The sequence below is a fragment of the Mesorhizobium sp. P3_A10 genome (genome assembly GCF_056403175.1).
Genome location: NZ_JBFUFZ010000001.1, coordinates 596,534 through 609,084, shown reverse-complemented (window position 1 = coordinate 609,084; position 12,551 = coordinate 596,534). Strand labels below are relative to the sequence as shown.

At 61.7% G+C, this 12,551-nt stretch carries 12 protein-coding genes; 7 read left to right on the top strand and 5 right to left on the bottom strand.

Annotated elements, in window-relative coordinates:
- Positions 1 to 14: 14 nt before the first annotated feature.
- Positions 15 to 1,178, bottom strand: coding sequence for a mandelate racemase/muconate lactonizing enzyme family protein (locus tag AC1DXU_RS02915; RefSeq protein ID WP_477364138.1), 1,164 nt, complete (start codon positions 1,176 to 1,178; stop codon positions 15 to 17).
- Positions 1,179 to 1,528: 350 nt separating this feature from the next.
- Here AC1DXU_RS02915 and AC1DXU_RS02910 point away from each other — a divergent pair, with 350 nt between their 5' ends.
- Complete coding sequence (locus AC1DXU_RS02910) at positions 1,529 to 2,227, top strand: GntR family transcriptional regulator (protein ID WP_477312528.1); 699 nt, start codon at positions 1,529 to 1,531, stop codon at positions 2,225 to 2,227.
- Between the two features lie 33 nt (positions 2,228 to 2,260).
- Here the strand turns inward: AC1DXU_RS02910 and AC1DXU_RS02905 are convergent, their stop codons facing one another.
- The 3 genes from AC1DXU_RS02905 to AC1DXU_RS02895 are packed head-to-tail and all read right to left on the bottom strand — an operon-like array spanning position 2,261 to position 5,809.
- Positions 2,261 to 3,079, bottom strand: a complete 819-nt coding sequence (locus tag AC1DXU_RS02905) for an alpha/beta hydrolase (RefSeq protein WP_477364135.1) — start codon at positions 3,077 to 3,079, stop codon at positions 2,261 to 2,263.
- Positions 3,076 to 4,524: an NAD-dependent succinate-semialdehyde dehydrogenase gene (locus tag AC1DXU_RS02900; protein ID WP_477365961.1), complete on the bottom strand. Its 1,449-nt coding sequence runs from the start codon at positions 4,522 to 4,524 to the stop codon at positions 3,076 to 3,078. The genes AC1DXU_RS02905 and AC1DXU_RS02900 overlap by 4 nt, the downstream gene beginning before the upstream one ends.
- Positions 4,525 to 4,582: 58 nt before the next feature.
- The gene (locus tag AC1DXU_RS02895) at positions 4,583 to 5,809 is read right to left on the bottom strand and encodes an iron-containing alcohol dehydrogenase (RefSeq protein WP_477364132.1); all 1,227 of its coding nucleotides are present in this window, start codon (positions 5,807 to 5,809) and stop codon (positions 4,583 to 4,585) included.
- Positions 5,810 to 5,982: 173 nt separating this feature from the next.
- Between AC1DXU_RS02895 and AC1DXU_RS02890 the strand changes: the two genes are divergently transcribed.
- Entirely contained in the window at positions 5,983 to 6,681 is a 699-nt protein-coding gene (locus AC1DXU_RS02890; protein ID WP_477364129.1) for a GntR family transcriptional regulator, read from the top strand.
- 167 nt (positions 6,682 to 6,848) lie between these two features.
- Positions 6,849 to 7,442, top strand: coding sequence for a DJ-1/PfpI family protein (locus AC1DXU_RS02885; RefSeq protein WP_477364126.1), 594 nt, complete (start codon positions 6,849 to 6,851; stop codon positions 7,440 to 7,442).
- A gap of 74 nt (positions 7,443 to 7,516) precedes the next feature.
- Here the strand turns inward: AC1DXU_RS02885 and AC1DXU_RS02880 are convergent, their stop codons facing one another.
- Positions 7,517 to 8,407, bottom strand: a complete 891-nt coding sequence (locus AC1DXU_RS02880; protein ID WP_477364123.1) for a GntR family transcriptional regulator — start codon at positions 8,405 to 8,407, stop codon at positions 7,517 to 7,519.
- Positions 8,408 to 8,676: 269 nt separating this feature from the next.
- Between AC1DXU_RS02880 and AC1DXU_RS02875 the strand changes: the two genes are divergently transcribed.
- From AC1DXU_RS02875 to AC1DXU_RS02860, 4 genes are all read left to right on the top strand, one after another.
- On the top strand, positions 8,677 to 9,627 hold the full coding sequence (locus tag AC1DXU_RS02875) for an ABC transporter permease (protein WP_477365958.1): 951 nt from the start codon (positions 8,677 to 8,679) through the stop codon (positions 9,625 to 9,627).
- Entirely contained in the window at positions 9,624 to 10,409 is a 786-nt protein-coding gene (locus tag AC1DXU_RS02870; RefSeq protein ID WP_477364121.1) for an ATP-binding cassette domain-containing protein, read from the top strand. Before AC1DXU_RS02875 ends, AC1DXU_RS02870 begins: the two co-directional genes overlap by 4 nt.
- Positions 10,410 to 10,503: 94 nt before the next feature.
- A complete protein-coding gene (locus tag AC1DXU_RS02865; RefSeq protein WP_477364118.1) occupies positions 10,504 to 11,418 on the top strand; it encodes a sugar ABC transporter substrate-binding protein in 915 nt (304 codons plus the stop codon).
- A gap of 72 nt (positions 11,419 to 11,490) precedes the next feature.
- Positions 11,491 to 12,501 (top strand): zinc-binding alcohol dehydrogenase family protein, encoded by a 1,011-nt coding sequence (locus AC1DXU_RS02860; protein ID WP_477364115.1) that lies wholly within the window; start codon positions 11,491 to 11,493, stop codon positions 12,499 to 12,501.
- Positions 12,502 to 12,551 lie beyond the last annotated feature (50 nt).

Genomic DNA, 12,551 nt, shown 5'->3' with positions numbered 1-12,551 from the left:
AACAAGCTTTCGCTTCATCCAGCGCTCGCTGCGAGTTTGGGACGCCCATCAACCCGCGGGTTGACGGGCGCATCGCCAAGTTCTTCGCGCGACAGGATTTCAGGGCGCGCCCAGGCCAGACGCGCAGTCTCCGACAAGACCAGGCCATGGCCCGGTCGATCGGGCGCATAAATCCAGCCGTCATGAATTTCGATTGTCTGCTCGACCAGGTGGTCGAAGTTCTGGAACGAGTATTCGAGCCACTCGACTTCGGGCAGCGCGCAGGCCATGTGCACGCCGATCTCAAGAAACGTATTGCCAAGCGTCACCGGAACACCGAGTTCAGCTGCCAGCCAGCCGATCCTCATCACGTCGGTCACCTGCCCATGAACATTCAGCATGTCGGTCGCCCCGGCCTGCATCAAAAGGCGCTTGCCGGCGGCGTCGAGGTATTCGCCTGAATTGATCATGGTCCACGGCGTTGCCGCCTTGAGGTTGCGAAGGCCGTCGAAGTCATGGCGCAGAATGGGGTCCTCGACCCATAGGAGATCATAACCAAGGCTATGAATCTTCTGCAGTTTCGCCGATGCCTCCTTGGCTCCCCAAGCTTCATTGGCGTCAATCATGATCGACGAGCCGGGCCGTACCGTCTTTCTCAACAGCTCCAGCCGGGACAAGTCCCGGTCGAAATCGGGATGCCCCACCTTGATCTTGAATGCGCGGTAGCCGAGGGCCTCGGCATTGGCAAAGAATGCCTGGAACTCATCGTCGCCAAGGTGGAAATCGAGGCCGGATGCATAGGCTTTCACGCGCGTGCGCCGGCTTCCCAGGAGCTCGTGCAACGGCAGGCCGACCAGCTTTGCGCTTAGATCCCACAACGCAACCTGCAGGGCTTCCTCGAAAGGCAAGCCAAAGGCGCGCCTGTTCCCGCCGCGGGGCCGGTGGACCCGATGTACCAGCGCCAAAGGCGATTGCCCGACAAGGCTGGGCCAGGCCTCCTCGTCAAAGACCCGAACGATCTCCGCCTGGCTCGGCAAGGGATGAAACAAGCTCTGGATAAAGCCCAGCCCGACCAGGCCATTCTCGGCAACGAGCTCAAGCGCGGCCACGTGAGCCGTATCGATGCGAACCTGACTGTCGCCGATGGTTCGGTCACGAGCGAATTGATAGCGGGTAATACGATACTCTGCGATGCGCATACGAGATCTCTGATATGTCAGAACGCGCTTTAGATATTTCAGTTTCGGAAAAGAGGCAAGTGGCCAGGCGCAAAACAGACGGCCGACCGGCACGCCAGCGCAGTGGACAGCGCCTTATCGACCGGACATCTGCGTGAATTCCCGATGTATTGGGGCGCAAGGGAAAGCGCTCCGTGTCGCGAGGCGATCCCTAAGCAGCCCAGGAAACCGGCTGCGCGCCGCGCGATGCAGCCAGTCAGCCATGTCCGGCACAAGTGAATTGATAAATGATCATGCGATATTCTACGATGCGCACGATCTGTAATGTTTCAGATTAATGTTTAGATATTTCAGATTCGGAGAAACAAAAGGTGGCTCAGCACGAAGATCAGTCCGACGAGCCCGCTGGAGCAGCGGGCCAACGTCTTGGCGATCGGGCCTACACGCGAATTCTTGAAACGCTGTTTGAGCGGAAGATCCCTGCCGGGGCCTTTCTGTCGCAAGGCGATCTCGTCAAGATGCTGCAAATCCCGGTTGCGCCGCTGCGCGATGCACTCAAGCTGCTCGAGGCCGAGGGGATCGTCATCATCCATTCGCGCTCGGGCATCCAGTTCGTCAAGCCCGGGTTCGAACTGACCAGATCGACCTATCAGTTTCGCAGCATTCTGGAGCGTGCGGCGACAGGCGTTTACGCGCAAACAGCCGAAGAGGCGGAATTGGCGGAACTGGAACGACGACACCTGGCGGCCATCGAAGAGATCGAGCGCAGCGGGCTCACTGACCGGGGCAGGGCCGACCTCGAGCAACTCGAGACCTTGCTACATCACTCCATCATTGCCAGCCTGAACAATCCATTGATCGACAGTTCGTACAAGCGGCTGCACAATTACGTTCGGCTGATCCGGTTGGACAGAAAAGTCACCGTGCCTCTCGTGCTGCAATCGCTGCGCGAGCACATGCAGGTCATCCTGGCATGCAAGGCGCGCGACCCGGAGGCGGCCGCGGCGGCGATGCAGGCGCATCTGGCGTCGGCCCTGCAACGCGGTCTGGGCCTCTACTACGGCTACTAGGCTCAGGGAGGCTCACGAAACCGCTTTCAGGTTTCAGACGGCCACGAGGCGGGCCAACAGTGACGCCGCATCGGTGCCCGCCACGCCAAAGTCGCGGACGCTGCTCATGTGGTTGGTTGCCGCAAGGGTGGTGCGTGAAACAGCCAGTCCTTGTTTTTCCAGGTGGTTCGCAAAGATCGCAGCCTGGCTGTGGAAGGGCGGCGTTTCATCGGCGCCGACCGCGATCTCAACAGCCACGGATGGATCGAAGCTGTGGTTGATCGGCGAGAACCGGCTGACGTCTTCGTCAGTGATCGCGATCTCGGCGGCAAGGAACGAGGTCTGCAATGGCTTCAGGTCGTAAAGGCCGCCGAGCAGCAGTGCGGCTTTGATGCCGGACGGCCGGCTGTCGAAAAGCATCGTTGCCAGGTGCGCGCCGGCGGAATGACCGCTGACGGTCAGCAGGTCGGGATTGCCGCCATGGTCTGCCATATGGTCGAGCACCCATCGCCTGGCGCGGCGCACCTGGTCGACGATCCTGGCCATCCTGACGGCCGGCATCAGCGCATAGTCTACGATGACCGCGATCGCGCCTGCGTTGGTGACGGTCTCGGCGACATAGGAATAGTCGCGCTTGGAAAACATGCGCCAGTAGCCGCCGTGGATGAACATGTGCACCGGCAGGCGGTCTCGTTTGCCCTTGGGAAAGAACAAATCCATGGTCTCGGTGGCGTCGGGCCCGTAGGCGACATCGGCGACCATTGGAACGTTCGCCCTGGTAGCCTCGCTTCTGCGCACGATGTCGGCGACGATGTCGTCGAACTCGACGACATGGTCGCGAATGCGAAACGGATCTTTGGCGTGTCCGCTCACAGGGTCACGGCGATGTACTTCGCCTCCATGAACTCGGCAACGCCATGCTTCTGACCGCCTTCGCGGCCCAGCCCGCTCTGCTTGACCCCACCGAATGGAGCCGCCGGATCGGACATCAGGCCGCGGTTCAGGGCGATCATGCCCGACTCGATCTTCGATGCCACGCGCATCCCCTTGGCCAGGTCGCGCGTGTAGACGTAGGCCGCCAGACCGTATTCGGTGTCGTTGGCCTTTGCGATGGCATCCGCCTCGCTGTCGAAACGCATGATCGGAGCCACCGGACCGAATATTTCCTCGTGGACCATTGCGGCGTCAGCAGAGACGTCGCGAAGCACCGTCGGCGGGTAGAAGTAGCCTTTGCCTTCGGCAATCGCTCCTCCGCACAGCACCCTGGCGCCACGGGCGACCGCGTCCTGGACGAGCCGGTCGATGTTGTGCACGGCTTTCCTGTTGATCATCGGTCCGCACTCGGTTTCTGAATCTGTGCCCGGGCCGACGTTGAGGGCCGCCATGCGTTTGCTCAAGCCTTCCGCAAAAGCATCATGGATGCCGGCCTGCACGTAAAGCCTGTTGGCGGCCGTGCAGGCTTCGCCGGCGTTGCGCATCTTGGCCACCATCGCACCGTCGAGCGCTGCGTCCAGGTCGGCATCGTCGAAGACGATGAACGGCGCGTTGCCGCCAAGCTCCATGGAACAGGAAATGACGTGTTTTGCAGCCTCGGCCAGGAGCGCGCGGCCGACGCCGGTTGAGCCGGTGAAGGACAGCTTTCGCACGCGTGGATCGGCCAGCATAGCTGCCGTCACCGGCATCGGGGTCGAAGTCGTCAGCACGTTGACGACGCCGGGCGGCACGCCGGCTTCCTCGTAGAGAGCAGCAAGCGCATAGGCCGTCAGCGGTGTCTCGCTGGCGGGCTTCAGGATCACAGTGCAGCCGGCCGCGAGCGCCGGCGCGATCTTGCGTGTCGCCATGGCGGCCGGAAAATTCCACGGCGTGATGAGCACGCAAATACCGATGGGCTGGTAGTCGACAATGATCCGGTTCGCGCCCGAGGGCGCCAGGCCGAACTCGCCGCTGATGCGGACCGCTTCCTCGGCGTTCCAGCGAAAGAACTCCGCCGCGTACGCAACTTCACCGCGCGCGTCGCGCAACGCCTTGCCATTCTCCAGCGAGATCAGCGCAGCCAATATCTCCGCCCGTTCGGTCATCAGTTCGAAGCAGCGCCGCAGGATTTCCGAACGCTTGCGTGGCGGGGTCTCGCGCCAGCCGGCCGCAGCCTTGGCGGCCGCGTCGACGGCGGCGGCGGCGTCGGTGAGCGTGGCATCGGGAACCGCCGCGATCACGGCTTCGGTCGACGGATCGACCACCTCGATCACACCGCCCTCCGACGCGGGTCGCCAGCGTCCGCCGATGTAGAGACCGTGCGAGGCCGTGGCGTAGTCGAACATATCTTGATCCTCGTCGGATATGCCTGCGGCGATATTCATAGGATGAACTCCTGGTCGATCACATCATGGTGGCGGACATGTCGCCGTCATAAGCAGCCCTGACCAGCCGTCGAATCGCGGCGAGGTCGAAGGGACGCGGATTGTTCTTGATCAACCGGTCGATGCCGAGCGCCTGCTCGGCCGTCCAGTCGATCTTGTCCTCGGCAAGGCCAAGTTTGGCCAGGGTCGATGGGATGCCGATGGCGCCAAACAGCCGGCTCACCTCCCGGATGGTGGCGTGCGCCGATGCATCGGCGTCGCCGCTCTTAAGGGGAAGGCCGAGGGCAGCGCCGACTTCGGCAATCTCCGCGGCCGCGGCGGCAAGGTTGTAGGTCATCACATAGGGCAGCATGGTGGCGACGCCCAGACCATGCGCAGTATGGGTAAGCGCGCCGACAGGATATTGCACCGCATGCGCAGCGGCTGTTCCGGCTGTGCCGAAGGCGCAACCGGCGGCCAGCGCTCCCATCATGACGTCGGCGCGCGCATCCTCGTCCGATCCGTCGCGATATGCCTTTTCGAGACTGCGGCCGAGCAGCCTGATGGCCAGAAGCGCGAAATGATCGGTCAGAGCGCTCTTGCCGACGAAGACATGCTGCTGCGGCAGATGCGGATCAGCACCGCGTTTGGCCGCGGTGAAGGCCTCGATTGCGTGCGTTAGCGCGTCGGCGCCTGCGATAGCCGTCAGCGAGGGTGGACATGTCGCCGTCAGGTCCGGGTCGCAAAGCGCCACGACGGCAATGAGATGAGGGCTCGCAATACCCACTTTCAGCGTCCGATCCGGATCGGAGATCACGGCGACGGGGGTCACCTCGGAGCCTGTTCCGGCCGTGGTCGGCACTGCGATCACGGGAAGGGTAGGGCCTGGTACCTTGAACTCGCCATAGTAGTCTTCGAGCCTGCCGCCATGGCTGAGCAGCAGCGCCGCGCACTTGGCCATATCGAGGCAACTGCCGCCGCCGATCCCGATCACCATGTCCGGCTTGAAATCCTTCGCCTCCGCAATGCCGGCGGCGACGCTGTCGCGGGGCACGTCAGGCATCGTTCGGTCGTAGACCAGCGTGTCTATCGCCGCCTTGTGCAAGCCGGCAAGAATTTCGGCGAACTGCGATGTCGACGCGAAACGCTCATCGGTACAGACGAACGCGCGCCGCCCATATTTGGCGGCAATGGCAGGCAGCACATGACGCTGGCCTTTGCCGAACAGGATCTCGCGCGGCAGGCGCGCCGCTGCAAACAAGCTCATGCGCAGGATCCTTCGACGACGGATGAGGAGCCAGGACAATTGGCTTTGTTCCGGAGACCGGCCGCGACGCTCCGGGTCATTCTCAGGCCGTATCCTCTATGAAATCGTATAGGATATAGGATTGAATTGGGCGGAGCATCGTGTTAGTGGGTGCTTCTGTCAAGAGGCAAACGATGCAGAACACGGACCTGACGGTTGACAATGAAGCCCGTGCGACCGGCCGCATCCAGCGCGCCAACAGCCTGGCCGGCGACGTTTACGAGGCAATCTTCGCGCAACTCATGTCTTTGAGAATTGCGCCGGGATCGCGCATCACCGTCGACAATCTCGTCAAGGAATTCAACGTCTCGCATACGCCCATTCGCGAAGCGCTTGGCCGGCTGGAGGGGGAGGGCCTGGTGGAGAAGACCCACCTGATCGGCTATCGCGCCGCCCCGCAAATCACCCGCCGGCGCTTTGACGAACTGTACGAGCTGCGCCTTCTGCTCGAGCCCGCCGCGGCCGCCAAAGCCACCACCACAATGGACGACGAGCGTCTTGCCGTGCTGCGGGAGGCGGCTGGCGTCATGACCCGACGGGAGGGCAAAGACGAACGCCTGCGCTATTCGAACTTCGCTCGGCAGGATGCGATCTTTCACGACAAGATCGTCGAGTTCGCTCGCAACGAGCTCATTCGCGAGACGCTGAACCACCAGCATACCCACTTCCACATCTTCCGCCTGATGTACCACTCGCGGGTGACCGAAGAGGCGCTCGACGAGCACGAGGCCATTCTCGCCGCCTTCTCCGCGGGCGATCCGGCCGCTGCCGAAAAAGCCATGCGTGTGCACATCGAGAATTCGCGGGATCGGCTCCTGCCTGCGTTCGAGTAGCCGTTACGATGTCGGCTGTCCGCGAGACCCTCAAGCGCGGCGCGCCGCCGATTATCCGGGCCAACGCCAAGGACTGTTCCCCCGCCGCCCCGTTCTGATCCGATCCGATTCCCAACCGGCGAGGCGCGACGTGCACCTCGCCCTGAAACAAGCCAAGAGGAAGCGCCATGCCAAGCAAGAAGATCCTGATGTTGACCGGCGAATTCACCGAGGAATATGAAATCTTCGTCTATCAGCAGGCGATGGAAGCGGTGGGGCACACCGTTCATGTCGTGTGCCCCGACAAAAACGCCGGCGACACGATCAAGACGTCGCTGCACGATTTTGAGGGCGATCAGACCTATACCGAAAAGCCCGGTCACAATGCTCTGATCAACAAGACGTTTTCCGACGCCGAGAAGCAGCTCAGCCAGTACGACGCTGTCTACTGCGCCGGCGGTCGTGGCCCTGAATACATCCGCACCGACAAGCGCGTGCAGGCGATGGTGCGTCATTTTCACGAGGCCCAAAAGCCGATCTTCACGATCTGCCATGGCGTCCAGATTCTGATTGCGGTCGACGGCGTCGTCCGTGGCAAGAAGGTGGCGGCGCTCGCGGCTTGCGAGCCGGAGGTGACGCTTGCCGGCGGCACCTACATCGATCTGTCCCCCACCGATGCCTATGTCGACGGGACGATGGTTTCAGCCAAAGGCTGGACGGCGCTTGCGGCGTTCATCCGTGAATGCCTGAAGGTGCTGGGAACGGAAATCCGCCACGCTTGAGAGCCTCTTTGTCCCGACGCATTCCTGAGGGGATGCGTCGGCTCCCACAACGGCGCCCTGATTTCCGTCATTCATCACGTCCAGATCAGCGAACGCATCAGCGTTGCTCTTGCCGAAGCGAGATGCGCCTCGCAGGCCTGTTTGATGCGCTCGGAATCGCGACTTTCGAGTGCGTCGATATAGGCAACATGCTCGAGGATTGCTGCCTGATTGCGCTGCTTTTCATCCTGCTTGTTCCACTGGTAGTGGTAGTGGAAAATGAAGCTGATGATGTCGTAGAAATCGTCGATGAAGCGGTTCGGTGAAGCCTCGTTTATGAGCCGATGAAAGCGGTTGTCGAGGCCGGAAAAGTCGTGAAAGCGGATTTCAATCTGCTTCAGCAGTTCGGCATGCGCAATCTTGAGCGCGGCGAGCTTGTCCCACAGGGGAGATGTGTCGGGCTGCCGTGAAAACAGATGCGCCGAGCGCAGCTCGAACATCACCCGGATCTCGAACAGCTCAAGGGCGAAATCCTCCGTGAAGCCCTTGAAAAGCCAGCCCGTGTTCGGTCTCTTCTCGATCAGCCCAAAACGGCTGAAGCGGATCAGGAATTCGCGAATTCCGTTGGTCGCAACACCGAATTGCCGCGCCAGCTCAAGCTCGTTGATGCTTGTTCCGGGTCTGGTGTCACCCCGCAGCATCCACTCCATGAATTGCTGTTCGACATGCTTGGCCCGCGGCGTGGTTTCGGCGTCGGGATAGCAGTCATTTTCATCGACCTCTCGTCCCACTGTCCTGATGCCGTTGTGTACAGTGACAAGTTCGCGGCGAACAAGTTCTTGCAGAACCTTTCGGACGGTGGTGCGGCTGACGCCGATGAGCCGCCTCAGCTCATTTTCGGAGGGAAGTTCGCCGGCGATTTGTCCATCGCGCAGCATAGTTGCAGTTCGATTGAAGGCCTTCTTGTAGACGGTGTCGGTTCGCATCGCACCTTCCTCCAAACAATACCTTGTCCTTTTTAGCATGAACTTTATCCATAAAAAACAACTTGACCCAATCAAGACTGTTGTTTTTTATCGATAAGAAGAGGACCTAGGCACGATTTGAGTTTTTGACGACGCGGCTCGAACGAGCCTCGGCGGGGAGGGGAATTTTGCCTGAAACGGGAAACACCGGCACCACTGCCGGCGAGGCCGCGTTGCCGGCGTCCAGGAAGCAGGAAGCTGTTCCCGGCCTTGCGCTTGGCCTGGCCCTGCTGAGCGCTGGTCCGGTCGTCATCCTGGTGTTGCTGATCGTCATTCTCAGTTTTCTGTCGCCCTATTTCCTGACGGGGCGCAACCTCAGCAACATCCTCGCCCAGACCGCCGTCATATCGGTTGTGGCGATGGGGCAGCATCTGGTCATCCTGACACGCGGTATCGATCTCTCCGTCGGCTCGAATGTTGCGCTGGCTTCCGTCGTCGGCGCGCTCAGCTTTCATGCCGGTGCTCCCGCCTTCGTGGTGATCGCGGTGATGGTTGGATGCGGTGCGGCGGTCGGCGCCATCAACGGTCTCTTCTACGTCTTCGGCCGCCTGCCACATCCTTTCATCATCACCCTGGCGACATTGAGCATCGCCAAGGGATTGGCGCTGCAGCTGGCCGACGGACGAGCCATCCCTGGCATGCCGGATTCGATCGACGCGCTCGGCCGCGAGGCGGTCTGGGGTCTGCCTGGATCGGTTTTCGTGGTTGCCGGCGTTGCAGCGGTCCTTTTCGTGATGGCCAAAACGATGGTCTGGGGGCGCTGGATTTATGCCGTAGGCGGCCGCCCCGATGCCGCCGTGCGCATGGGAATTCCCGTCTCCTGGGTTCTGGTTTCGGTCTATGTGATCTCAGGGCTGTGCGCGGGCATCGGCTCGGTCATCCTTGCCGGCCGCACCGACGCCGGTTCGCCCTTGTTCGGCAATCTGCTGGAACTGGATACGATCGCGGCGGTGATCATTGGCGGTGCCAGTTTTCTCGGCGGCCGCGGCCATCTCGGCCATGCCTTGATCGGCGCCATCATGATCGGCGTCATCCGCAACGCGCTCAACCTGCTCAACGTCAACGTCTTCTTCCAGCTCATCGTCATCGGCGTGGTCATCGTCATTGCGGTCGAGTCCGACGTGCTGCGCAACTATCTCGAAGGGCGCGTGCGCGTCATGCAGGCCGGGAGGCAGTCATGAGCGCCGTTGCCTCCACTGTCGACCATGCAGTCATCGCCGACCATCCTGTGCTGGCGGTGCATGGCGCCACCAAGCGTTTCGGTTCGGTCGTGGCGCTCGACGACGTCAGCATCGAGGTCCGGCGCGGCGAGATCCTCGGGCTTCTCGGCGACAACGGGGCCGGCAAGTCGACGTTGACCAAATGCATCAGCGGCGTCCATCAGCTCGACGCCGGCGCCATTGTTCTTGATGGTGTGCAAACGCAGATACGCTCGCCGGCGGATGCGCGCTTTGCCGGCATCGAAACCGTCTACCAAGACCTGGCGCTGTTCGACAATCTGACGCCTGGACAGAACTTCTTCGCAGGTCGCGAGTTGGCCTGGCCGCAATGGCTCCCGCGCGGCCTTCGATTTCTTCAACAGCGCAGGATGGACGCCGAGACCCGCGTATTATTGACAAACCTCAAGGTCACGCTGCCGCGGCTGGACGCCGTCGTCGCCATGATGTCGGGCGGTCAAAGGCAGGCCATCGCCGTGGCCCGCTCGACCGTGTTTGCCCGCAAGGTTGTGATCCTGGACGAACCGACCGCCGCCCTTGGCCTGCGTGAATCGCGGCAAGTGCTCAACCTTGTCGCAGCGCTCCGCGACCAGGGCAACGCCGTCATCCTGATCACCCACAATATGGAGCATGTCGTCGAGCTTGCCGATCGCGCCGTGGTGCTTCGCCAGGGCCGCAAGGTCGGTGAACTTGTGCCGACCAGGGACAACAAGCAGGAGCTGGTTTCCATGATCGTTGGAGCCTGATCCGTTCGAGATTTGGGGATCGTTCCGGTCCGCAAATGCCTGAAGCGACTTCCGTGGGAAGACGCCTCAATTCCAAGGGAGGAATGGAATGCCAATGAACCTGAAACTGTTCGCCGGGCTGGCGATCGCCGTTACGTTTGCGATGCCGGCTTCGGCCGCCGACAAGGTCAAGGTCGGCCTGATTACGAAATTCCCGGTGCCGTTCTACTCGACCATGGAGGATGCCGCCAAGAAATACGCGGCCGCTCATCCCGAAATCGAACTGGTCACCGGCCAGGGCCAGGCGGCCACCGACATCGAAGGCCAGATCGCCCTGATCGAATCCATGATTACCCAGGGCGTCAAGGGTCTGGCGATCACCCCGGTCGATCCGACCGTTGCGCCGGCGCTCGACAAGGCGGTCGCTGCGGGCATCAAGGTGGTTCTCGTCGACAACAGCATCCCGAACTGGAAAGGCGCGACAGCGCTGGTTTCGACCAACAATCTCAACGGCGGCAAGATCGCCGGAGAGTATCTGAAGACGGTTCTCAAGAGCGGCGACAAGATTGGCATCCTGCAAGGGGTTCCCGGTGTGCCGGCGCTGGACGACAGGGTCACCGGCATGATGGAAGGCCTCGGCGACGTCAAGGTCGAGGTCGTCGGCAAGGGCGCAACCAATTGCACGCTCGAACTCGGCACGTCGGTGACGGAAGACATCCTGACCGCCAATCCCGACCTCAAGGCGATCTACGCGGCTTGTGGCCCGCCGATCCCGGGCGCCGTCAAATCGATCAGCAATGCCGGCATTGCCAACGACAAGATCATCCTGGTCGGCTTCGACGCCTGCTGCGGTGAGATCGAAGCGATCAAGTCCGGCGCGGAAGATGCCAGCGTTGCACAGTTTCCGGCAAAAATGGGCGAGCTTGGCATCGACACCGTCGTCCAGGCGATCCGCGGGGAGGCCGTCGAGGCCAATGTGGATACCGGTGCCGGCCTGGTGACGCTGCAGAACGTCAAGGACTTCGAATAGGCTCCACACCTTGGCCCGGCGGTCCATCCCAGCCGCCGGGTCCTTTTTTTGCAACATTTCAGGATGGCCCGGATGAAAGCGCTCGTGTGCCGAAAGCCCGGCGAACTGATCTTCGAGGATCGCCCGGCACCCGGCCGGCCCGGCGCCGGATGGGCGCTGGTCAGCATCAGCCAAGTCGGCATCTGCGGCACCGATTACCACATTTTTGAAGGCAAGCATCCTTACCTCGCCTATCCGCGTATCATGGGGCATGAGCTCTCTGGCACCGTGACCGCAATCGGCGAAGGCGTCGCCATCGAGGTTGGCGAGCGGGTCGTCGTAAATCCCTATTTTGCCTGCGGCAGATGCATTGCATGCCGTCACGACAAGCCCAATTGCTGCGTATCGATCGAAGTGTTGGGCGTTCATCGCGACGGCGGCATGTGCGAAGAATTGCTGGTGCCTGCCGGCAACCTCTACCCGGTCGCCGGACTGTCGCTTGTCGACGCGGCAGCTGTCGAATTCCTGGCGATCGGCGCCCACGCGGTGAGGCGCTCGAGGCTTGCTGGCGGCGCACGGTCGCTGGTCATCGGCGCCGGGCCGATTGGACTGGGTACGGCACTGTTTGCGCGTATTGCCGGCCAGGCGGTGACGATCATGGACATGAGCAGGGAACGGCTCGACTTCGCCGAAGGACTCGGCTTTCCCGTTATCGATGGTGCGTCGGTGTCACCTGTCGACCTGGTGCGGCAGCGAACCGACGGCGACTGTTTTGACCTTGTCTTCGACGCCACCGGCAGCAAGGCCTCGATAGAGGCCGCTTTCGCTTATGTGGCGCATGGCGGCGCCTTGGTAATGGTCAGCGTCATCAAGGACGAGATCAGCTTCTCCGACCCCGAATTCCACAAACGCGAGATGATGTTGATCGGCAGCCGCAACGCGCTTCGCGTCGACTTCGACCACGTCATGGCGGCAATGCGCGATGGCGCCGTTCCCGTGGCCAAGCTGATAACGCACCAGACGACCCTTCAGGACAGTGCGCATGATATTTCTCGTTGGGCCGATCAGAAGTCGGGACTTATCAAGGCGATGATCGCCTTTTAACCCCGCGCTGGGACACGACCGCCGCTCGGTGCCAAAACGTCCGAGAGACG